Raw genomic sequence first — 22,127 nt, forward strand, 5'->3', positions numbered from 1 at the left:
TCCTTGTAGAAGTCGTCGAGACAGAGGACGGGAAGCCCGGTTCGTTGGGCTATGTACGACTTTCCGGAGCCAGAGGGGCCGGCGAGAAGGATGACGCGACGGGGGTGTTCCATTACTCTCAGTCACTCCGGCCAGACGGATTGCGAGCAAATTGCATCAACATCTCATCACACCTTCGGCGACGGCCAGCCTGGGCTTTCTCTTTGGAACACGGCGTGATGGAATCTCGGAGGTCCGACCCGCCGGGTCGGTCGCTGGGCGTTGCCCGGGGCAACGCGCGGGCGCTGTGATCGCGAGGGCGGTGACGTGAGCAAACGACCGAAGACGGCGGGTTCCTTCCTGTCGCGACTGCGTCGGCCGGCCGGCCGGCTCCGCGACATGCCGATCTGGTCCAAGCTCGGTCTCATCATGATCGTGCCGACCATCGCCACGGTCGTCGTCGGCACCAGTGGCCTCGTCGACAACCTGGAGACGCTGAACAACGCCAACCGCTCCGGTGACCTGGCAAACCTGGTGGGCTACTCGGGCGACCTGGTCAACAGCCTGCAGGACGAGCGCACCTCCGCAGTGCTGCTGCTCGGCGCGAACGGCGACCAGGCCAAGGCGCAATACCAGGAGGCGTACAACCGGGTCAACAGCCGGGTCGATCAGGCCAAGGCGCCGTACCTGAGCCAGCGGGCCAAGGTCGAGGACCTGCCGAACAGCCTGGAGAACCTCCTCGACGGCATCGACCAGAACCTGAAGGACCTGCCCGGCACCCGCAGTCAGGTCTTCAACGGCAAGCTCAAGATCATCGACGCCATGCAGGCGTACGAGGGTCTGATCAACGACCTGCTCTCCATCCGCGACTCCGCCACCCAGCTCGCCGGTGACAACGACCTGAGCGACCGGATGCGCGCCGCGGCCGCCGTCGCCCGGGAGAAGGAATACCTCTCGGTCCGCCGGGTCGTGGTGCACCGGGCGCTCATCCAGCGCGAGCTGACCCCCATCCTGCGCACCGACTACATCGCCAGCGGCACCGGTCAGCAGCAGGCGCTGCAGAGCTTCAAGGCGGTGGCCAGCCAGGCCGAGGCGGACCTGCACGACCAGACCGTCGCGGGCGGCGACCGGCGCGAGGCGCAGAACTACACCGGCTGGCTCGACGGCAACATCAACGGCAGCATGGCCGACGCGCCGTTCGGGCCGGACCAGTGGGACGCGGCCATGGTCGCCAACGCCAAGCTGATCCGTACGGTCGAGGCCAAGCTGGACGGCGACGTCGTCAAGCAGGCCGACGCGCTCCGCTCCGACGTGCAGCGCACGGTGTTCCTCCAGACCGGCCTGCTGCTCGGCATGCTGCTGCTGGCCATCCTGTTCGCGTACCTCGTCGCCCGGTCGATGGCCCGGTCGCTGCGCGACCTGCGGCAGGGCGCGCTCAACATCGCCCAGTACGGCCTGCCCCAGGCCGTCGCCCGGCTGCGCGACCCGCAGCTGTCCAGCCAGCTCTCCCCGGTCCAGGCGGCCAACCAGATCGCCGAGCCGCTGCCGGTGCGCAGCAAGGACGAGTTCGGTCAGGTGACCGAGGCGTTCAACGCGGTCCACCTGGAGGCCGTGCGGACGGCGGCCGAGCAGGCCGCGCTGCGCGCCTCCGTCGCGACAATGTTCGTCAACCTGGCCCGCCGCTCGCAGATCCTGGTCGACCGGCTGATCGGCCACCTCGACCGGCTGGAGCGCGGCGAGGAGGACCCGGACCGGCTGGCCGAGCTGTTCCAGCTCGACCACCTGGCGACCCGGATGCGCCGTAACGACGAGAACCTGCTGGTGCTCGCCGGCGCCGACTCCACCCGCGTGCAGCGCGAGCCGGCGGCGCTGATCGACGTGCTGCGGGCCGCCCAGTCCGAGGTCGAGCACTACACCCGCATCGAGTTCGGGGTGATCGACCGCGACATCGAGGTCGCCGCGCACGCGGTCAACGACCTGGTCCACCTAGTCGCCGAGCTGTTCGACAACGCGACCGCCTTCTCGCCGCCCGACTCGCAGGTGATGGTGGAGGCCCGCCGGGTCGGCGACCGGGCCAGCCTCTACGTCGAGGACCGGGGCATCGGCATCAGCGTCGAGCAGCTCCACGAGCTCAACGAGCGCCTCGCCACGCCGCCGCAGGTGGACGTGGCCGTCTCCCGGATGATGGGTCTGGTCGTGGTCGCCCGCCTGGCCTCCCGGCACGGGGTGAAGGTCGAGCTTCGGCCCGGCAACGACCGGGGCACCGTCGCCGACGTGACCCTGCCCACCACCGTGCTGGTGCCCCGTGCGCTCTCCGGCCGGGTCCAGCAACCCGGCGCGCTGCCGGCCCCGCCCGCGCAGCTCACCGGCCCGCAGTCGGGCGGGCCCACCCCGACCCTGGGCGCCTTCGCGGCCTTCGGCAACGGCCCCGCCGCCCCCGCGCCCAGCCAGCGGCCGGGGCACTCGGGCAACCAGGTCACCCTGGGCGGCCGCTCCTTCGACCCGGCCTCGCGCAACGGCCACGGCACGCCCGCGTCGGCCGGTTCCATGCGGTCGATGCCGGCCTGGTCGGACCTCACCGGCGCCGGTGGTGCCGCAGGCGGCGCCCCGGCCCCCCGCACCTCCAACGGGCAGCAGATCGACCCGCTGCCGCAGCGGCGGGCCCCCGGTGACGGTGACCCGGCCAGCAGCGGCCAGCAGCCGGCGATTCCCCGGCAGCTGCCGAGCAGCCCGGAGGCCCGCGGATGGACCTCGCCGCCGGTTTCGGTGCCGCCGGTCTCAGCGCCCCCGATTCCGCCGGTCTCGGCACCGCCCGCCTCCGCCTTCCCGGTGTCGGGTCAGCCCGTCTCGGCCGCACCGGTGTCGGGTCAGCCCGTCTCGGCGGCACCGGTGTCGGGTCAGCCCGTCTCCGCTCAACCGGTGTCCGGTCAGCCGGCCGGCACGCCCGTCTCCGGTCAGCCGTACTCGGCGCAGCCACTGCCCAGCAGGCCGGTCCCCTCGGCCCAGGCGCCGGTGGCACCCCCGGCCTGGCCTCCGGTGGCGGCCCCGGAGCCGGCCACCCCGCCGGTGCCGGAGCGCCTCGCGGCCGCCCTGGACATGACCACGGAGCTGCCCCGGGTGCCGCGCACCGAGGTGCCCAGCGCTCCGGCTACTCCGCCGACGCCGGCCCGGCCGACGCCCCCGCAGGCCCAGACCCGGCAGCAGCGGTACGCGGACGAGACGATGGAGCTGCCGATCTTCCGGGAGCTGGAGTCGGCCTGGTTCCGCACCCGCCGCTCGGGCGCGGAGGAGGCGGCGGGCCCCACCCAGCCCGCAGCGACCAACGGCGCCGGAAGCTCGGCGAACAGCGCCGTGACCCAGCAGTTCTCCGCGGTCGACGTCACCGGCCGGGCCGTCCAGACACCAGCACCCCGGACGACAGGTAACGCACCGATGGCAGACACCCCGATGGCCGGAGGAGTGCCCCGCGACAACGGATCGCCGACCAACGGCGGCGGTCGCCCCGGTCCCGCCGATGCCTTCACCGGCCGGCGGCCCACGTCGCAGGGCAACGCCTGGCAGACGGCCGCGGACGACGGCTGGCGGGCCGCCTCGGCGGCGACCGAGGTCCCGGTGGCGGAGACCACCCGCAAGGGCCTGCCGAAGCGGGTGCCGATGGCCCAGCTCGTGCCCGGCGGGGTGGAGAAGCCCACCACGTCGGTCCAGCGCCGCACACCGGAGGGCGTCCGCGGTCTGCTCTCGGCATACCATCGAGGCGTGCAGCGCGGGCGTACCCAGCCCGACGGCAACCCGACCAACCCGGAGGAAGCTTCGGGTGGGCAGCAATCCTCGCAGTCTGGCTCAGGCCCGGTGGCCGGGAGCGGGCAGAAGGAGCAACAAGGATGACAACTACGCAGGATCTCGGTTGGCTGCTGGCCAACTTCGCCGACCGGGTGCCCGGTGTCGCGCACGCGGTCGCCGTCTCCGCGGACGGTCTGCTCCTCGCGTCGTCACGAGACCTTCCGCGTGACCGGGCCGACCAGCTCGCCGCGATCGCGTCCGGCCTGGTCAGCCTCACGCAGGGGGCGGCCCGCTGCTTCGAGGGCGGCGCGGTGCTGCAGACCGTGGTCGAGATGGACAACGGTTTCCTGTTCCTGATGTCCATCTCGGACGGCTCGTCCTTCGCCGTGCTCGCCGCCCGCAGCTGCGACGTCGGGCAGGTCGGATACGAGATGGCCCTCCTGGTCGACCGGGTGGGCGACGCGTTGACCCCGCAGCCGCGTACGGCTGTGGGGATGATGGGCTGACCCGCGCGCTGGCCGGTGGGTCAGGCGGGGCGGCAACGACAGAAACGACGGGTTCCACCGGGTCCAGCCGGTGTCGGGGACGAAGGAGGTGAGCGGCGACATGGATCGTGACGAGCCGACCGGAGCGTTGGTCCGTCCGTACGCCGTGACCCGCGGTCGTACCCGACCCCGGCTGGACATCGCCCTGGAGGCACTCGTCGAGACGACGGTGCGTGGTCGGGCCGCTGCCGGTTCCAACGGCGGCCAGGGCCGGGAGCACCAGTACATCGCCGCGCTGTGCGACGGACGGGTGCAGTCGCTTGCCGAGATCGCGGCGCGGATGCAGCTCCCGCTCGGCGTGGCTAGGGTGCTCATCGCCGACATGGCGACCGACGGCCTGGTCGCGGTCCACGAGCCGACCATCCTGGACGACTCCGACGACGCGGTGGGCACTGAACTGCTGGAGAGGGTGCTGAGTGGACTTCGCAGGCTCTGACATGTCGCACCGCCCGCCCGTCCCGAGCGGGCGCGTGACGTCGGCGAAGATCGTTATCGCCGGTGGTTTCGGCGTCGGCAAGACGACGCTGGTCGGCTCGGTCTCGGAGATCACGCCGCTGACCACCGAGGCGATCATGACCTCCGCCGGCGTGGGCGTCGACGACACCCGGCAGGTGCCGGGCAAGACGACGACCACGGTGGCGATGGACTTCGGCCGTATCTCGATCGACCGGGACCTGATCCTGTACCTGTTCGGCACCCCCGGCCAGACCCGGTTCTGGTTCATGTGGGACGAGCTGGTCCGGGGCGCCATCGGCGCGGTGGTCCTGGTCGACACCCGGCGGCTGGCCGACTGCTTCGCGGCCATCGACTTCTTCGAGCACCGGCGGCTGCCGTACCTGGTGGCCATCAACTGCTTCGACGGGATGCAGTACCACGACCCGCAGGACGTCCGGGACGCGCTCGCGATCTCGCACGAGGTGCCGGTGGTGGCCTGCGACGCCCGTAACCGGGAGTCGACGAAGCACGTGCTGATCTCGCTGGTCGAGTACGTGCTCACGATGCGTCGCTCGCGCGCGGTCGCGCCGGCCTGATCGACGACGGGACGCGCCCGACGATCGGCATTCCGCCGGGGTCGTCGGGCGCGTCCTGCTGTCCGGGCGCGGGTGGCGACCGGCCGCTGTTGCTGGCGGTCGCCTGCTCCCGCGCCGGGACGCGCTGCCCTGCGTCTTAATGACAGGGTGGGTCCCTCGACGTTGTCCGTCCCCAGGGGACGTCAGGCCGCCGCAGGGCAGTCGTAGCCGTCGGCGTGGGGTGCCTGCGGCCGGGTCCGGTCTCCGAGGTCCCCGAGTCCACCAGGGAGCTCTCGTCGCCGTGTCGGCCGTATGCCGCAACGCTCCGGTGGCTGCGACGCTCCGGTGTCCGGGACGGGAAGCCGGGGCGGCGGTGCCGCCCCGGCGCGGTGGTCAGGAGCGGTAGCCGGCGGAGCGGTACTCGTACTCCCGGTCGTCGTCGCGGTCGCCGGTGTCCCGGGTGAAGTCCCAGCCGCCCGCCGCCTCGCGGCCCGGTCGGCCGCCGACGGCGAAACCGCCGATCTCCTGCCCGCGACGCCAGCCCCGGAAGTAGCCGGTCGTGTTCTCGGCGAGGCTGGCCGCGTCGCGGACTATCCGCAGGGGACGCTCCTCGCGCAGGGGCGAGCCCGGCACCAGGTTGGCCTGCGGCACCCGCTTGGGCAGCCCGGCCTTGGTCTCGGCACCCACCGCCGGGCGGGCGGCCTGCTCGGCGGCCTGCCACCCGGTGTCGGCGGTGCTCGACCAGTCCAGCTCGGCCTCGTCGCCGTGGCCGACGAACCAGGCCGACTTGGCGGCGGCGAAGATCAGCAGGTCACCGTCCCCCTCGTCGGAGATCGGCGGGGTACGCCGCTCCATGGGGGCGGGACGCGGTGGCTGGGGCGGGGCCGACCGGTGCTCCATGGTGGGCCGCTGCTCCGCAGGGACCCGCTGCCCGAGCGGGGAGCGGTGCTCCATCGCTGGCCGTTCGGGCCGGGGCTCCGGGGCGGGACGCTCGGCGCGGGCTGCCTCGCCCCGGTCGACCAGCCGCAGCGGCGGGGGCTCCAGACGCGGGTCCCCGGTCGGGCCCGACCCCTCCCGCAGCGCCCGGTCGGCCAGCGGCGGCGGCTCGACCAGTCGCAGCATCGGCGGCTCCTGGGGCAGGTCGTCGGCGAGCCACGGCGGGGTGACCCGGCCCTCGGTCGCCGGGACGACCTCGGTCGGGGCGTCGATCTGCCGCTTCGCCCGCTCCTCGAAGGGGCGGACGACCGGGTTGTTCGGGGAGCTGTCCGCCGGGTCCTCGGGGTTGTTGACCAGCGGCCAGTTCGCCCGCGAGCCGGGGGGAGCAGCCTCCTGGCCGGGGCGCGGGGCCGGCACCGGGACGCTCAGGTCGGTGGCGCTGAAGCCGCCGGTGGGCGGTGGCGCGGACTCGCCCGTCGTCTTGGGCCGGGGCGGGATGATGGTGCGCTGCCGCTCCGCCCGCGCGTTCTGGATCGCGGCCGTGGTCAGCGTGGGCCGGAACGGCTCGCCGGCCTCGGCCGGCGGCACGGACCCGCGCTCGCGCTGGCTCGGCGCGATCGGCGTGATGCCCGGCGGCGGGGGCGGCGGCGCGGAGACCGGCCGGTTGGTCGGGCCGTCGATCAGGCGGCGCGGCTCCGGCGCGGACGCGGGCGGGCCGTCCATCAGGCGGCGCGGCTCCGGCGGCGGAGGGCCGTCCATCAGGCGGCGCGGGTCGGGCGACGGAGGACCGTCCATCAGGCGGCGCGGGTCGGGCGACGGCGGGCCGGAGACGGGCGGGGTGGCCGAGGCGGCCGGGACGACCGGGCGCGGGGCGACCGGCGGCGGGGCGACGGGCTCCGGCGCGACCGGTGGCGGGCCGAGTGGACGGGGCTGGGCGGGCAGGCCGCCGCCGGCTACCGGCTCGGGACGGCTGCGCCGCCCGGCGACCGGCTCGGGCTCGGTGGGCCGCAGCGCGCGCAGACCCGAGCCGGGAAGCTCGGCGATCGGCTCCCCCCGGCGGGCGGCGGCCCGGCGGCCAGACGCTGGCACGGGGGTGGTGACCCGGGCGTCGAGCGCGCCGACCAGGGCCTCGCAGCCCGCATCGCAGGCCCGCACCGAGGCCACCGCCTGGCGGACGGTCTCCGCGACGGCGGAGGTGAGCGCCCGGCTCACCGCCGCGCGGCGGGGGGTCTCGGCGATGGCGACCCGCAGCGCGGTCACCGCATCGTTGATCTTGCCTTCGTCGGCCACCCCGTCGGCCGCGAGGTGGGCGGCGATGGCGTCCGCCGCCACCGACACCTCCCGGCCCCGGGCGATCGTGCCGCCCAGCATGCCGGGTTCCGGCAGGGCGTCGAGCACGGCCAGGGCGACCGGCTCGGCCGGGTCCGGGTACGCGCGCAGGGCGGCGGGGTAGAGCTCCCGCAGCACCTCGCGCAGCGCCACGGCGGCGGAGTGCCGGCCGCTGGCGAGCGCGGCGTGCGCCGAGAGGACCTGCTTGTAACCGGCGAGGTCCCGGGGCGCCGGCAGGGTGACCGCCGACAGCGCGCCGGCCTGGAGAGCCCGGGCCAGCCCGACCGCCCGCCGCTCGGCCGGCGGGGACTGCATCTCCTCCAGCGAGTCGTCGTCGGCGAACCGCTCGGCGAAGTCGTCGACGGAGTCGTCGTCCGCGATGGCCAGGGGACGCCCGGCGGCGCTCAGCAGCGAGGTGACCGTGTGGTCGTCGCTGTCGGCGGCGATCGCGGCCCCGCTCGGCCCGCCCGACCGCTCCACGAGCAGCGCGACCAGCTGGGCATAGCCGGCCGGGTCGTCGCCGATCTCGCAGACATGGAGCAGCCGACCTGCGTCGTCGACCACAGCGGACGTCAGCGTCGAACCGGCCGAGGCCGGTCGGTCGGCCGGATCCGCCGAGGCCAGACCGCAGTACACGCGCACGAGCGCCACGGCGTCGTCCTCCTCCCGGGACTGAGGTCTTTCTCTGCCAGAGACTGATGCTCCCTGGAACGCGTCAGTCGCGCCAGTCCACGACTGCAGAGATCTTGCCGACAATGGTGCGCCACCCGAGACTCGCCGTCTGCGCGCCGATCTTCTTCAGCCGACGCCGGCCGAGGAAGCCCCCGATCCCGCCGTTGGCGGTGGCACGCAGCGCCTCGTCCAGGTCGTCGAGGCTGGAGCCGGCGGAGAGCATGTCCAGCACCGCGGGCAGCCGCAGCGCGTACGCGATGTCCCGAGCCACCTCGCCGGCCTCGATCAGGAGGGTCGAGTCCCAGGTGTCGTGCCCGCCCCGCAGGTTCTCCACGACCAGGTCGAGCTCGTAGGTGTCCTCGTCGAGCGGGACGATGTCGGCCGGTTCCACCCGTTCGGACAGTTCATTCCAGCTGTCCAGTTGAGACATGTCGTTGGGCGCGCCGGACCTGACGAAGCTGACGAGGGACTCCGGCGTCTTGAACAGCAGCAACTTGCCCCGGTGGCTGAGGAAGACCGGCACCTCCTCGTCGTCTGCCTCGTCCTCGGCGTCGTCGGCGTCCGACTCCTCCGTCGCGTCCGCGTCGGTGTCGGCGTCGGCGTCAGCCGCGTCGGCGTCGGCGGTCGGCTTGCGGCGGCGGGACTTCCCGTCCGCCTTCTCGGCCTCCTCGGCCTCTGCCTCGGCGAACTCGGCGGCCAGTTCCTCGTCGAGGATGACGACCTCGTCGTCGTCCTCGTCGTCGGTCTCGACCGCCTGCCTGCGGGCCAGGAACGGGTCGTCCTGGTCGCGCTCGGCGACGTCGGTCGGGGTCAGCTCCCGCGCCGGCCGGTACGCCCGCAGCGTGAAGCCGGTGCCGGCGGGCAGGGCGATCTCGACCGGGTCGATCCGCAGCTCGTCCCAGAGCGCGCGGTCGGCTTCGCGCGCCGACGGGCGCTCGGCGTCCTCGTCGATCTCTTCGAGGGTGCCGTCGGTCTCGTCGAGCTCGGGCTCGTCGGCGTCGGGCCGTTGGGGCGACTGGCGGGCCACGCTGACCTCCGTGTGCTTCGGGCTGCCCACCCGGCGGCGTCTCCGGCCGTCGAGTGACTCTGGGCACATACCCTAGTGGGCGACTCCGGGAGGCCGATGCCCGCACCCCGGTGGCGGCCCGCGCGGCCCACACGTAGTCTTGCTACCTATGAAGGCCCAGGCGCTGCACGGACACCTCGACGCGCTGCTGCTCGCGGTGCTGGAGCGGGGGGCCCTGCACGGCTACGCCATCATCGAGGCGCTGCGCGCCCGCAGCGAGGGCGCCCTCGACCTGCCCACCGGGACGATCTACCCGGCGCTGCGCCGACTGGAGCGGGCGGGGCACGTGGCCAGCAGCTGGAGCACCGTCAACGGCCGGGAGCGCCGCACCTACGAGCTGACCGACTCGGGTCGTCGGGCCCTCGCCGGTGAGCGGGCCGGCTGGCAAGAGTTCAGCGCGACCGTCGGCCAGTTCCTCGGCGACACCCCGCCCGCGCCGGCCTGACCCCGCCCGGCTGTCCGCGCCAGCCGGCGGCCCCTACGCCCGCGTCCCGGGCCTGCGGCCCGCCCTCGGGTTCGCCGCACTCATGTCACTTTCTGTCATGGCGGCGGCCATCGTCGGTGCGGGAGAGCGTGCGTCACTCCGCGTGGCGGTCGGCCTGCCCGGCATGACGACTCGTCTTCCCTTTGCTCTGCACCCATCCGCGCAACACCCGGCTGGGCTGCTCGGATGTGGAATCGGCGGTGCCGGGCGGGTCGACGTGCGGTCACCCTACGTCAGGTGTTGCGTATGTGGGTGCAGAGCAAAGGGGGGAAGTGGGCGTGGTGGTGCTGGGCGAGCCCGTTGCGGGGAGTGACGAACGTGGGTGCGTGGGTGCGTGGGACGTGGTGCGTCCGGGCGCGGCCGACTCCGGCGGAGCGCCGGACCCACGCCGGGTCGGCGGGTCGGCGGGTCGGCGAGCCGGCTCGGGCGCACCCTATGCCGGTCCGGCCGGCCGGCGGCGGGTCGCGAGCAGCCAGGACCGGGCCGCCCGGCCGATCCACAGGAACCCCGCGCCGCTGGCCAGCGCGCCGACCAGCATCGGTGGCCAGGTGCGGGCCGCCTCCCACAGCCCGACGGACCAGCCGTACAGGGCCGCGCCGCTGGCCGCGCCGAGGACGAGCGCGACGGTGAGCGCCAAGCCGGTCAGCCGGGCGAGGCGGGGCAGCGCCGGGTGCGCCGACCGGGCCGACGCGGCGACCACCGTCAGCCCCGCCACCGCCAGAATGGCCGCTCCCAGCCAGATGCCGTTCACCGCGCCCGACAGCAGGCGGTAGGCCACCGGTGGGCCGGGCCCGCCGCTCCAGCTCGACCCCTGCCAGGTCAGGTCGCCCGCGACGACCAGCACGCCGGCGACCGCGAGCACCCGCAGGGACAGGCCGCGCAGCGACCCGGTGGCCAGCTCCGCCTGGTACGCCGGGGCGAGCCGGGCCGGCTCGCCGAACTCGGCCACCGCCCGCTGCGCGGCCTCCGCCGCCGGCAGACCCCCGTCCCGGTACGCCTCGACGGCGTCCTGCAACGCGTGGCGGGCCTCGGTGAGCAGGTCGGCCTTCAGCCGCGCCGGGCCGTACAGCCGGTCGCCCAGCTCGCGCAGCCGCTCCTCCACGAGTACGTCGTCGCCGGGCGCCATGCGACCGAGCCTGCCACGCGGCGGCGGGCGGCGCGTCCGGGGGAATCCCGGAGGCCGGCTCAGGGGTGGGGCGTCAGGGCCAGGTACCCGCGCTCGGCCGCCTCCTGGAGCAGCCACTGGTCCCGGTACCAGCCCGGCGCGGCGACCAACTCGTCGTGCCGGCCGCGCTGGACCACCCGGCCGGCGTCGAGCACCACGATCTCGTCGAGGTCGGCGAGCCCGCTGAGCCGGTGGCTGATCAGCAGCACCGAGTGCCCGGCGGGGGTCGCCGCCAGCGCCGAGGCGAGCACCGCGTCGGCGGCGGCCGGGTCGAGCCCCTCGGTCGGCTCGTCGAGCACCAGCACCCCGGGCGCGGCGAGCAGCGCCCGGGCCAGCGCGAGGCGCTGCCGCTGGCCGCCGGAGAGCTGACCGCCCTCCTCGCCGACCACCGTGTCCCAGCCGGCCGGCTGGGCGTGCACCCAGTCCAGCAGCCCGGCCGCCCGGGTCGCGGCGGCCAGCTCCGCCTCGTCGGCGGCGGGCCGGCCGAGCAGCAGGTTCTCCCGGACCGTGGCGTGGAAGACGTACGCCTCGGCGAGCAGGCCACCGACCGCCCGGGGCAGCTCCTCGGCCGGGTACGCCGACAGGTCGACCCCGTCGAGGGTGACCCGGCCCTCCGCCGGGCCCACCGAGCCGGTGAGGACGGCGGCGAGGGTGCTCTTGCCGGCGCCGCTGGGCCCGACCACGGCGATCCGGCGACCGGCCGGCAGGTCCAGGGTGAACCGGTCGAGGGCCGGGGCGGCACCGGCCCGGTACCGCACGGTGACCTCGTCGAAGCGCACGTCGTGCGAGCCCGGGACGACGGCGGCGACACCGGCGGCCCGAGCGGCCCCCACCCCGGCCCCAGCCCCGGCAGCGTTGTCGGCAACGGCCGCGTCGGTCTCCGCAGCGGTCAGCAGGGCGGCCACCCGGACCAGCCCCGCCCGCAGCTGCGTGCGCTGCCGGGCGGCCCCGACCAGCGCGAGCGCCACCTCGACGGCGGCCAGGGAGCCCACCGCCAGCACGCCGACCAGCACCCCGCCGACGCCGCCGCGCAGCGCGGTGACCACCACCGCGCCGGCGGTCGCACCGGCGACCAGCACCCCGGCGGCGTCCACGGCGAAGCCGGTCGCGGCGAGCCGCCGTTCCAGCCGGGCCAGCCGGCGGGCCCGGTCGGCGGCGGCGTCCAGCGCGTGCCCGGTGGCCCCGAACGCGGCCAGGTCGGCCGCGCCGTGGGTCAGGTCCACGGCGTCCGTGGCGAGGGCACCGCGCAGCGGGGCCACCTGGTCGGCGGCGTGCCGGGTCAGCGCGGTGGCCGCGAGCGGCAGGGCCACCCCGGCGACGAGCAGGCCCAGCGCCAGCACCCCGGCGGCGGGCAGCGACACGGCGGCGGCCCCGGCCACGGCCAGCACGCTGACCGTCGCGGCGGCGGCCCCCGGGACGAGCACCCGCAGCAGCAGGTCCTGCACGGCCTCCACGTCGGACACGAGCCGGCTCAGGGCGTCCCCGGTGCGTTGCCGGGTGGCGTCGCGCCGGGCGGCCAGGGCGGCGAAGACCCCGGCCCGCACGTCGGTGATCATCCGCAGCACGGCGTCGTGGCCGGCGAGGCGCTCGGTGTAGCGGAACACGCCTCGGCTGATCGCCAGCGCCCGCACCGCGACGATCGCCACGGTGAGCCGGTCCAGCGGCGGCCGGCCGGCGGCGCTCATCAGCAGCCAGGTGGCGGTGGCCATCAGGGCCAGCCCGGCGAACTCGGTGGCGGCGGCGAGCAGCCCCGCGCCGACCAGCCGGCCCAGGTACGGCCGGGCCAGCCGCAGCACGGTCCGCTCGGCGGCCCGGACGCTCCCGTCGCCAGCCCGGCTGCTCCCGCTGCTCACCGGGCCCCCTCCTCTCCGGCCGGCGCGGTGGCCACTCCCGCACCGGAGCCGGGAGCGGCCGACGCGGCAGCCACCCCTGCTGCGGGAGTCGCCGGGGCGGGGGCCAGCTCGGTGACCCGGCCGTCGTCGATCCGCAGGATCCGGTCGGCGTCGGCGAGCAGCGCCGGACGGTGGGCCACCAGCAGGGCGGTCCGCCCGGCGACGAGCCGGCGGGTGGCGGCCAGCACCCCGGCCTCGCTGGCGGTGTCCAGGCGCGCGGTCGGCTCGTCCAGCAGCACCACCGGCGCGTCCCGCAGGAACGCCCGCGCCAGCGCGACCCGTTGCCGCTGGCCGCTGGACAGTCCGTGCCCGCGCTCGCCGAGCACGGTGTCGAGCCCGTCGGGCAGGGCGGCGACGACCTCGTCCAGCGCGGCGGCGGTGACCGCGTCGGCGAGCGCGGCGTCGGGCGTGCCGGGTGCGCCGAGCCGGATGTTGTCGGCGAGCGGGGCGGCGAAGAGGTGGGCCCGCTGCGGCACCCAGGCGACCTGACGCCGCCACCCGTCGGGGTCCGCGCCGGCCAGGTCGACGCCGCCGACGGTGACCCGGCCGGACGTCGGGGCGACGAAGCCGAGCAGCAGGTTGAGCAGGGTGCTCTTGCCCGCGCCGCTCGGCCCGACGATGGCGATCCGCTCGCCGGGCCGGATCGTCAGCGTGACGTCCCGCAGCGCCACGGTCCGCTCGTACGCGACGGTCACGCCCTCGAACCGGATCTCGCCGTGCCCGTCGGGGGCGGGCCGCGCCCCGGCGGGCGTCGCGGCGTCCGTGGGCCCGGCGGGGACGGCGGGGACGGTCGGGTCGGTGGCGGAGAGGGTCAGCGCCTCGTCCAGCGCGGTGAGCCCCTCCATGCTGGCGTGGAACCGGCTGCCGGCGGCCCGCAGCGGGAGGTACGCCTCGGGGGTGAGCAGCAGCACCAGCAGCGCGGTGGAGAGCGTGATCCCGCCGCCGAGCAGCCGGATGCCGACCGGCACCGCGACCAGCGCCACCGACAGCGTGGCGACCAGCTCCAGCACCAGCGCGGACAGGAACGCGATCCGCAGCGTCCGCATCGTCGCGGCCCGGTGCCCGTCGGCCATCCGGCGGACCACCTCGACCTGGCTGCGGGCCCGGCCGAACGCGCGCAGCGTGGGCAGCCCGGCGACCATGTCGAGGAAGTGCCCGCCCAGCGTGGACAGCCGCCGCCACTGCCGCTCGGTGGCGGCCTGCGCCTGCCAGCCGAGCAGCGCACCGAAGACCGGGATCAGCGGCAGGGTCAGCGCGATGATGACGGCCGAGCCCCAGTCGGCGAACGTGATCCGGGCCAGCACGGCCACCGGCACGGTGACGCTGAGCACGAGCTGCGGCAGGTAGCCGGTGAAGTACGCGTCCAGGGCGTCCAGCCCGCGCCCGGCCAGCGTGGCGAGCTGCCCGGCCCGCTGCCCGGCGACCCAGCCGGGCCCGTGCCGACCGACGGCGGCGAGCAGGTCGGCCCGCAGCGCCGCCTTGACCGTCGCGGCGGCCCGCGCCGCCACCGTGCCCTGCGCCCAGGCGACCAGCGCCCGCCCCGCCACGGCGGCCAGGAACCCGGCGAGCGCCGGCCGGGCCAGCCGCCCGTCGAGCGCGCTGGCCAGCACCGTGGCCAGGGCGGTGGCCTGCCCTACGACCAGCAGCGCCGTGAGCCCGCCGAGGACCGCGAGCACGGCGAGGTCGCGCCGGGCCGCGGGGACCCGGCGCAGCAGACGCGGGTCGAAGGGACGGCGGTTCACCAGTACACCGGTGTCCTGCCGTCGGTCCGTCCCCGGAACACCCACCAGCACATCGCCTGGAAGCCTAGTAGGGCCGGCAGGAGCGGCAGCACCAGCCAACCCAGCAGCGTCAGCGTCGGCCCGCTGGCCGCCGCGTCCGCCACGCTCAGTGACGCCCCCGGTGCGCCGGTGGAGACCAGCGCGTAGGGCCACAGCGCCGCGCCGACCCCCACCACCGGCAGCGCCAGCGCCGCCGAGGTGGCGGCGAAGGCCACCCCGGGCCGCCGCCGCTCGAGCGCCGTCCGGGCCACCAGCAGCGCCGTCACCAGCACCAACGGCAGCAGTACGGCCGGCAGCGGGCGCTGCGTCGCGGCGCGTACCCGATCGGAGAGCAGGCCCGCGACGGCGGCCAGGGCGACCGCGGCGAGCGCCGCCGCGACCAGCCGGCGGGCGGTACGGGTCAGCGGCGCGGCGGCCTCGGCCGGCAGCCGGAGCGTGAGGAACGTCGCACCGTGCGCCGCCATCAGGGCCGCCATCGCCAGCCCGGCGAGGGCCGCGAACGGGGTGGCCACGTGGCCGACGCCCGTGACGTGCCCGTCGGCGGCCAGCGGCACGCCCTGCAGCAGCCCGGCGAGCAGCGCGCCCCAGCCGAACGCGGCGGCCAGGCTCCCGGCGGCCACCACCCGGTCCCAGGCGGCGCGGGTCGGCTCGCCGGTCGGGCGGCTGCGCAGTTGCACGCCGACGGTCACCGTGATCGTCCCGCCCAGCGCGGCGGCCACGACGGGGTAGAAGCCGGACAGCAGTTCCCCCTCCAGGGCGGGGAACGCGCCGAACAGGATGCCGGCGGTCGCCACCAGCCAGACCTCGTTGCCGAGGAAGAACGGGCCGACGGCGGTGAGCGCCGCCCGCCGGTGGGCCGGCGGCCCGCCCCGGGCCAGCAGCAGGCCGACGCCGTAGTCGTAGCCGGCGAGCACGAGGTAGCCGGCGAGGAAGAGCCCGAGCAGGGCATACCAGGCGAGTTCCACGGGTGGCCTCCTCAGCCGAGGACGGGGACGGGACGGGGGTCGTCGGCGGCCGGGCCGGGCCGGCGGCCGAGGGCGGGGTCGGCGGCGCCCCGGGCGGCGTGCCGGGCGAACAGCACCCAGTTGGCGACGGCGAGCCCGCCGAGCAGCAGGGTGAAGCCGATCAGCGAGGCGAGCATCACCCCCGGCGCGACCGGGGAGACGGCGCGCTCGGTGGAGAGCAGCCCGTACGCGACCCAGGGCTGGCGGCCCACCTCGCGGGCGATCCAGCCGAGGATCACCGCGACGAAGGGCAGCGGCAGCGCCAGCAGCACCAGCCAGAGGGGGAACCGCAGCCGGATGACCCAGTCTCGCCAGAGCAGGGGGAGCAGCAGCCACAGGCCGCCGAGGAGGAACCCGATCAGGATCATGAAGCCGAGCCCGACGTCGGCGAGCACGGGCGGGGTGTAGTCGCCGGGCCCGAACCGGGCGGCCCACTCGGCGACCAGGGCGTCGCGCTGTGCGCCGCCGCCGAACTTGGTGGGCTGGGCCTGCCCGACGGGCCCGAACTGGGCGAAGCCGAAGCCCTGCACGAGGCTGATCGAGACGGCCGCGGTGACCAGGCCGATCCGCAGCGAGGCGCGGAACAGCGCGTGGTCCGGGGTGCGCCGGATGAGGTGCCAGGCGCTCACGGCCGCCATCAGCATCCCGCCGGTGAGCAGGGCGGCGGCGACCACGTGCCCGAAGGCCAGGCCGAGGGTGGGGTTGGTCAGCAGCGCGCCGAAGTCGGTCAGGTGGGCCACCCCGTCGCGTACCTCGTAGCCGACCGGGTGCTGGAGCCAGGCGTTCGCCACCATGATCCAGAACGCGGAGGCGTACGCGGTCAGGGCCACGCCCCACAGCAGCGCCAGGTGCACGCCCCGGCGCAGCCGGTGCCAGCCGAAGATCCACATCCCGAGGAACGTGGACTCCAGGAAGAACGCGACCAGGGTCTCGATCGCCAGCGGGGCGCCGAAGACGTTGCCGACGTAGCGCGACAGGCCGCTCCAGTTCAGCCCGAACTGGAACTCCATGAGCAGGCCGGTGCCGATGCCCAGCACGTAGTTGATCACATAGAGCTGGCCCCAGAACCGGGTCAGCCGCTCGTAGGCGGGGTTGCCGGTGATCGCCCAGGCCGTCTGGAGCCCGACGAGCAGGGTGACCAGCCCGAGCGTGACGACGACGAAGAGGAAGTGCAGCGAGGTGGTGGTGGCGAACTGGAGTCGGGCGAGGAGCAGGGGATCCATGACCGCCCTCCGATAGTAGGCTCTCTTGTCGTAGGGAGCCTACACGTAGGCTCACTACATATCGGCCCGCATGTCGGCGATCCGGCACCAGGGGAGGCGTCCGGCAACGGGGGACGCGGGCCGATCCGCGCCGCCGCGCCGGGCGCGCGCCGGCGATGTCGGCGCGCCGGGCGCGCGCTGGCGATGTCGGCGACATGGGGGTATCCCGAGAGCCAGATACCCCCATGTCGCCGACCTGGAGTCGATCAGGGTCGGGCCGCGGGCCGGGCAGGGCGAGGCCGGGTCCGGGTCGGGCGGGGCCGGGGCGGGGCGAGGCCGGGGCGGGCGAGGCCGGGTCCGGGGCCGGAGAGGGGCGAGGCCGGCGGGCGGGCGGGCGTCAGTCCGGCGGGAGGCGAGGAGTCAGCTCAGGAAGAGGGAGACCGGCAGTGAGACCAGGGTGGCCGCCACCGCCAGCGCGGCGGCCCCGAGCAGCCGGGGCGGCCGGTCGGCGACCAGCAGCCGCTGGACCCGCACGTCCAGGTCCCGGTCGCCGAGGCCGAGCGTGCCGGCCGGGGCGATGCGGTGGCCGGCCGCCGCGAACCGGCGCAGCGCCCCCGCCAGGGGAGCCTCGGCGTGCAGCTCGCGGGCCTTGTCGTCGGCGCGCATCTCGACCAGCAGGGCGACCCGCTCGTGCGCGTCGCGTACCCACCGGAACCAGGGCAGCGCCCGGCACAGCGCGGTGAACGGCAGCAGCACCAGGTCGTGGCGCTCCTGGGCGTGCGCCCGCTCGTGGGTCAGCACCGCCGCCAGCTCGGCCCGGTCGAGCATGCTGAGCGCCCCGGCGCTCACCACCACGCGGGGCTTGACCCCCGGCAGGCAGTACGCCGCCGCGCTCGGATGGTCCAGCACCAGCGCCCCCGGCACCTCCGGGTCCCGCCGGGCCACCAGGGCGAGCAGGTCCCGGTGCCGCCGCTGCGCCCGGACGGTGGCGTGCACGCTGCGCACGGTCGTGCCGAGCAGCACCGCCCCGATGCCGAACCCGACCCCGACGAGGCCGAGGTGCACCGCCCCCACGCCGACCGGCAGGGTGCCGTGGGCAAGGTCGTCGGCGAGGGCGAGCAGCGCGCTCCCGGTCGGCCGGTCGTACGGGGCCACGCCGAGCGCCATCGGCAGGCCCATCGCGGAGAGCCCCAGCGCCAGCCCGACCGCCTGCCAGCAGACGATCGCCACCCGGGGGGCCCGCCACGTCCAGGTCGACGCCGCCAGGACCTGCGCGGTCAGGTAGCAGGCCAGGACCGTCGCGGCGAAGTGCACGGCGTACGCCATGACGCCGGCCCTACCGGTCCGTCGCCTCGTCGGCGAGGGCGGGCCGCCCGGCCAGGTCGGCACGCGGTCCCTCGACCCGGCCGGTCAGCGGCTCCGCCCCGGTGCGCCCGGTCGGCGGGGCGCCCGCCTCGGCGCCGAGGGCGGCGCGCAGCACCTCGGCCTCGGTGCCGGTCACCGACCGGGCGAAGCGCACCAGCGCGGCGTCCCGGCTGCCGCCGAGGTCCAACGCGTCGAGCATGAGCTGGGCGATGTGCGCCTCGCGGCTGGCCGCGGCCTGGTAGCGCCAGGCCCGCCCCTCCCGCTGGCGGCGCACCATGCCCTTGCCGGCGAGCCGGTCCAGCACGGTCATCACCGTCGTGTACGCCAGCTCGCGGCCGTCGAGGGCCTCGGCGACCTCGCGCACGGTCACCCCGTCCGACGTGCCCGGGACGGTGTCCCACAGCACGTCCATCACCGCTCGCTCAAGATCACCCAACCGCGTCACGACATGAATCCTACCCCCCGTAGTAGACCCCTCCCACGGCAGCACACCTGAGCTGACCCCACCGGCGGACCCGGCCCACGACAGGGTTTCCGGGGAGCCCCGCCCGCGGAGGGATCAAGCCTGACCGCCCGGAGCGGGCGGGGCTCCCCGAAAACCCCAAGGCCGGAACGCTAGACCCCCTTGGGGTGCCAGACCGTCTTCGTCTCCAGCAGCGTCGTCATCCGCGTGACGCCCGGGTCGGCGTGCCAGTCGTGGTCGGCCGGGGCCGGCCGGAGCACCCGCTTCAGGTTCTCCGCCGCCCTGACCTCCAGGTCGGCGGCGAGCGCGGCGTCGCTCACCCCGGTCAGGTCGATCGCGTTGACGTCCATGTGCGCGGCCAGCGTCGGCACGGTCTCGGTGAGCGCGCCGGTGAGGATGTTCACCACCCCGCCCGGCAGGTCGGAGGTGGCCAGCACCTCGGCCAGGGTCACCGCCGCCAGCGGCTGGGTCGGGGAGGCGGCCACCACCACCGTGTTGCCGGTGACGATCGCCGGGGCGATCACGCTGACCAGGCCCAGCAGCGCCGGGGACTCGGGGGCCACCACGGCCACCACGCCCGTCGGCTCGGGCGCCGACAGGTTGAAGTACGGCCCGGCGACGGGGTTCGCGCCGCCGTACACCTGGGGGAGCTTGTCGGACCAGCCCGCGTACCAGACCCAGCGGTCGATCGCCGCGTCGACCTCGTCGCCCGGCACGCCCAGGGCCACGAACTGCTCGCGGCGGCCCTCCAGCATCTCGGCGACCCGGTAGAGGATCTGACCCCGGTTGTACGCGGTCGCCCCGGCCCACCCCTTCACGGCGGCGCGGGCGGCGACGACGGCGTCCCGCGCGTCCTTGCGGGAGGCCAGCGACACGTTCGCGGATTGCACGAGATACGACCGTCCCGACTCGCTGCGCGGGAACTTCCCGCCGATGAAGAGCTTGTACGTCTTGCGCACCGCGACCCGCTCAGACATCGAGGTACCCCTCCAGCCCGTGCCGGCCGCCCTCGCGACCGTAGCCCGACTCCTTGTAGCCCCCGAACGGCGAGGTCGGGTCGAACTTGTTGAACGTGTTGGCCCACACCACCCCGGCGCGCAGCCGGTCGGCCATCCACAGGATCCGGGAACCCTTGTCGGTCCAGATCCCGGCCGACAGCCCGTACGGCGTGTTGTTGGCCTTCTCGACGGCCTCGGCCGGGGTGCGGAACGTCAGCACGGACAGCACCGGGCCGAAGATCTCCTCCCGGGCGACCCGGTGCGCCTGGGTGACCCCCGTGAAGATCGTCGGCGCGAACCAGAACCCGCGCTCGGGCAGCTCACACGGCGGCGACCAGCGCTGCGCCCCCTCGGCCGCGCCCGCGTCGGACAGCTCGCGGATGCGGGCGAGCTGCTCGGCCGAGTTGATCGCGCCGATGTCGGTGTTCTTGTCCAGCGGGTCGCCGACCCGCAGCAGCGCCATCCGGCGCTTCAGCGACTCCAGCACCTGCTCGGCGACCGACTCCTGCACCAGCAGCCGCGACCCGGCGCAGCACACGTGCCCCTGGTTGAAGAAGATGCCGTTGACGATCCCCTCGACCGCCTGGTCGACCGGGGCGTCGTCGAAGACGATGTTGGCGGCCTTGCCGCCCAGCTCCAGCGTCACCTTCTTGCGGGTGCCCGCGACCGACCGGGCGATGGCCTTGCCGACCTCGGTCGAGCCGGTGAACGCGACCTTGTCCACGCCCGGGTGCTCCACCAGCGCCCGGCCGGTGTCGCCCGCGCCGGTGACGATGTTGACCACGCCGGCCGGCAGGTCGGCCTGCTGGCAGATCTCGGCGAACAGCAGCGCGGTCAGCGGCGTGGTCTCCGCCGGCTTGAGCACCACCGTGTTGCCGGCGGCCAGCGCCGGGGCGATCTTCCAGGCCAGCATGAGCAGCGGGAAGTTCCACGGGATGACCTGCGCGGCCACGCCCAGCGGCCGGGGGCTCGGGCCGAACCCGGCGTGCGCCAGCTTGTCGGCCCAGCCCGCGTAGTAGAAGAAGTGCGCGGCGACCAGCGGCAGGTCGACGTCCCGGGACTCCCGGATCGGCTTGCCGTTGTCGAGGGACTCCAGCACGGCCAGCTCGCGGGAGCGCTCCTGGATGATCCGGGCGATCCGGAACAGGTACTTGGCCCGGTCCCGGCCCGGCATCGGGCCCCACACCTTCTCGTACGCCGTGCGGGCGGCGCGGACCGCGCGGTCCACCTCGGCCTCGCCGGCCCAGACGACCTCGGCGAGCACCTCCTCGGTGGCCGGGTTGACCGTCTTGTGGAGATCCTCGCCGGCGACGAACTCGCCGTCGATGAACAGGCCGTAGGACGGCCTGAGGTCGACGATCGCGCGCGACTCGGGCGCAGGGGCGTATTCGAAGATCACGCTCAGTCCAGGGTGAAGTAGTCGGGACCGGAGTAGACGCCGGTCGTCAGCTTGGTGCGCTGCATGAGCAGGTCGTTGAGCAGGCTGGACGCGCCGAACCGGAACCAGTCCGGGTCCAGCCAGTCGCCGCCGACGGTCTCGTTGACCAGGACCAGGTACTTGATCGCGTCCTTGGTGGTCTTGATCCCACCGGCCGGCTTCACGCCGACCTGCCGCCCGGTGGCGGCGCGGAAGTCGCGGACCGCCTCCAGCATCACCAGGGTCACCGGCAGGGTCGCCGCGACCGGCACCTTGCCCGTGGAGGTCTTGATGAAGTCGCCGCCGGCCAGCATCGCCAGCCACGACGCCCGGCGCACGTTGTCGTAGGTGGCCAGCTCGCCGGTCTCCAGGATCACCTTCAGGTGGGCGTCCCCGCACGCCTGCTTGGTGGCCACGATCTCGTCGTAGACCTCCTGGTAACGCCCGGCCAGGAACGCGCCCCGGTTGATCACCATGTCGATCTCGTCCGCGCCGGCCGCCACGGCCGCCCGGGTGTCGGCGAGCTTGACCTCCAGCGGCGCCTGCCCGGACGGGAACGCCGTCGCCACGCTGGCCAGGTGCACGCCGCTTCCGCGCAGCACCTCGGCCACGTGCGGGACCATCGCCGGGTAGACGCAGACCGCGCCGACGTGCGGGCAGGACGGGTCGGCCGGGTCGGGGCGCAGCGCCTTGGCCGCGAGGGCCCGCACCTTGCCGGGGGTGTCGGCCCCTTCGAGGGTGGTCAGGTCGACCATCCGGATGGCCAGGTCGATCGCCTGGGCCTTGGCCGTGGTCTTGATGGAGCGGGTGCCGAGCTGGGCCGCCCGCTGCTCCGCGCCGACCTGGTCCACGCCCGGCAGGCCGTGCAGGAAGGTCCGCAGAGCGGTCTCGGATCGTCCCAGCTCGGAGAGGTCCGACCGGGCCGACGTCGCTGTCGCCGTCATGCCCGGAAGTCTACGCACCCGCGCGCCCCGTGATCTTGGTCACGCGACCGCCCCGTCGGCCGTGGAGGTGAGCGGCGTCGCTCCCCATGTCCCGG

17 protein-coding genes are annotated in these 22,127 nt (G+C 75.2%); 5 read left to right on the plus strand and 12 right to left on the minus strand.

The window, feature by feature from the left end:
- Positions 1-306 precede the first annotated feature (306 nt).
- From TK50_RS06020 to TK50_RS06035, 4 genes are all read left to right on the plus strand, one after another.
- Positions 307-3,864, plus strand: a complete 3,558-nt coding sequence (locus tag TK50_RS06020; RefSeq protein ID WP_043961833.1) for a sensor histidine kinase — start codon at positions 307-309, stop codon at positions 3,862-3,864.
- On the plus strand, positions 3,861-4,265 hold the full coding sequence (locus TK50_RS06025) for a roadblock/LC7 domain-containing protein (RefSeq protein ID WP_013283992.1): 405 nt from the start codon (positions 3,861-3,863) through the stop codon (positions 4,263-4,265). Before TK50_RS06020 ends, TK50_RS06025 begins: the two co-directional genes overlap by 4 nt.
- Before the next feature lie 100 nt (positions 4,266-4,365).
- On the plus strand, positions 4,366-4,740 hold the full coding sequence (locus TK50_RS06030) for a DUF742 domain-containing protein (RefSeq protein ID WP_043963940.1): 375 nt from the start codon (positions 4,366-4,368) through the stop codon (positions 4,738-4,740).
- 1 nt (position 4,741) lies between these two features.
- Positions 4,742-5,335, plus strand: coding sequence for a GTP-binding protein (locus TK50_RS06035; RefSeq protein WP_043961834.1), 594 nt, complete (start codon positions 4,742-4,744; stop codon positions 5,333-5,335).
- Positions 5,336-5,707: 372 nt separating this feature from the next.
- On the opposite strand, the gene TK50_RS06040 is transcribed toward TK50_RS06035, so the two are convergent.
- A complete protein-coding gene (locus TK50_RS06040; RefSeq protein WP_043961835.1) occupies positions 5,708-8,230 on the minus strand; it encodes a transposase in 2,523 nt (840 codons plus the stop codon).
- A 64-nt stretch (positions 8,231-8,294) separates the two neighbouring features.
- Positions 8,295-9,308 (minus strand): hypothetical protein, encoded by a 1,014-nt coding sequence (locus TK50_RS06045; protein ID WP_043961836.1) that lies wholly within the window; start codon positions 9,306-9,308, stop codon positions 8,295-8,297.
- A gap of 118 nt (positions 9,309-9,426) precedes the next feature.
- On the opposite strand from TK50_RS06045, the gene TK50_RS06050 reads away from it, so the two are divergent.
- Positions 9,427-9,762: a PadR family transcriptional regulator gene (locus TK50_RS06050; RefSeq protein ID WP_043961837.1), complete on the plus strand. Its 336-nt coding sequence runs from the start codon at positions 9,427-9,429 to the stop codon at positions 9,760-9,762.
- Between the two features lie 472 nt (positions 9,763-10,234).
- Here TK50_RS06050 and TK50_RS06055 read toward each other — a convergent pair whose 3' ends face one another.
- From TK50_RS06055 to deoC, 10 genes are all read right to left on the minus strand, one after another.
- Positions 10,235-10,927 (minus strand): permease prefix domain 1-containing protein, encoded by a 693-nt coding sequence (locus TK50_RS06055; RefSeq protein ID WP_043961838.1) that lies wholly within the window; start codon positions 10,925-10,927, stop codon positions 10,235-10,237.
- Positions 10,928-10,986: 59 nt separating this feature from the next.
- Entirely contained in the window at positions 10,987-12,819 is a 1,833-nt protein-coding gene (cydC, locus tag TK50_RS06060; RefSeq protein ID WP_043961839.1) for a thiol reductant ABC exporter subunit CydC, read from the minus strand.
- On the minus strand, positions 12,816-14,600 hold the full coding sequence (gene cydD, locus TK50_RS06065; protein ID WP_082106196.1) for a thiol reductant ABC exporter subunit CydD: 1,785 nt from the start codon (positions 14,598-14,600) through the stop codon (positions 12,816-12,818). The genes cydC and cydD overlap by 4 nt, the downstream gene beginning before the upstream one ends.
- Positions 14,597-15,604 carry a cytochrome d ubiquinol oxidase subunit II gene (locus TK50_RS06070; protein WP_043961840.1) on the minus strand — a complete coding sequence of 336 codons (1,008 nt, stop codon included), beginning with the start codon at positions 15,602-15,604 and terminating at the stop codon, positions 14,597-14,599. Before TK50_RS06070 ends, cydD begins: the two co-directional genes overlap by 4 nt.
- 11 nt (positions 15,605-15,615) lie before the next feature.
- Entirely contained in the window at positions 15,616-16,866 is a 1,251-nt protein-coding gene (locus tag TK50_RS06075) for a cytochrome ubiquinol oxidase subunit I (RefSeq protein WP_043961841.1), read from the minus strand.
- Positions 16,867-17,265: 399 nt separating this feature from the next.
- A complete protein-coding gene (locus tag TK50_RS06080; protein ID WP_043961842.1) occupies positions 17,266-18,171 on the minus strand; it encodes a M56 family metallopeptidase in 906 nt (301 codons plus the stop codon).
- Between the two features lie 10 nt (positions 18,172-18,181).
- Complete coding sequence (locus tag TK50_RS06085; RefSeq protein WP_043961843.1) at positions 18,182-18,655, minus strand: BlaI/MecI/CopY family transcriptional regulator; 474 nt, start codon at positions 18,653-18,655, stop codon at positions 18,182-18,184.
- 170 nt (positions 18,656-18,825) lie between these two features.
- Positions 18,826-19,650: an aldehyde dehydrogenase family protein gene (locus TK50_RS06090; protein ID WP_043961844.1), complete on the minus strand. Its 825-nt coding sequence runs from the start codon at positions 19,648-19,650 to the stop codon at positions 18,826-18,828.
- Positions 19,643-21,067, minus strand: coding sequence for an aldehyde dehydrogenase family protein (locus TK50_RS06095; protein WP_043963942.1), 1,425 nt, complete (start codon positions 21,065-21,067; stop codon positions 19,643-19,645). Before TK50_RS06095 ends, TK50_RS06090 begins: the two co-directional genes overlap by 8 nt.
- A 5-nt stretch (positions 21,068-21,072) precedes the next feature.
- Entirely contained in the window at positions 21,073-22,032 is a 960-nt protein-coding gene (gene deoC / locus TK50_RS06100; RefSeq protein ID WP_043961845.1) for a deoxyribose-phosphate aldolase, read from the minus strand.
- Positions 22,033-22,127 lie beyond the last annotated feature (95 nt).

Origin of the sequence: Micromonospora haikouensis (assembly GCF_000876225.1) — a bacterium.
GTDB lineage: Bacteria > Actinomycetota > Actinomycetes > Mycobacteriales > Micromonosporaceae > Micromonospora > Micromonospora haikouensis.

Bases quoted from the DNA above. Each gene is read 5' to 3' on its own strand.
- TK50_RS06030 (WP_043963940.1), top strand. From the start codon at position 4,366: ATGGATCGTGACGAGCCGACCGGAGCGTTGGTCCGTCCGTACGCCGTG.
- TK50_RS06025 (WP_013283992.1), top strand. From the start codon at position 3,861: ATGACAACTACGCAGGATCTCGGTTGGCTGCTGGCCAACTTCGCCGAC.
- TK50_RS06035 (WP_043961834.1), top strand. From the start codon at position 4,742: ATGTCGCACCGCCCGCCCGTCCCGAGCGGGCGCGTGACGTCGGCGAAG.
- TK50_RS06090 (WP_043961844.1), bottom strand. From the start codon at position 19,650: ATGTCTGAGCGGGTCGCGGTGCGCAAGACGTACAAGCTCTTCATCGGC.
- TK50_RS06055 (WP_043961838.1), bottom strand. From the start codon at position 10,927: ATGGCGCCCGGCGACGACGTACTCGTGGAGGAGCGGCTGCGCGAGCTG.
- deoC (WP_043961845.1), bottom strand. From the start codon at position 22,032: ATGACGGCGACAGCGACGTCGGCCCGGTCGGACCTCTCCGAGCTGGGA.
- TK50_RS06050 (WP_043961837.1), top strand. From the start codon at position 9,427: ATGAAGGCCCAGGCGCTGCACGGACACCTCGACGCGCTGCTGCTCGCG.
- TK50_RS06080 (WP_043961842.1), bottom strand. From the start codon at position 18,171: ATGGCGTACGCCGTGCACTTCGCCGCGACGGTCCTGGCCTGCTACCTG.
- TK50_RS06075 (WP_043961841.1), bottom strand. From the start codon at position 16,866: ATGGATCCCCTGCTCCTCGCCCGACTCCAGTTCGCCACCACCACCTCG.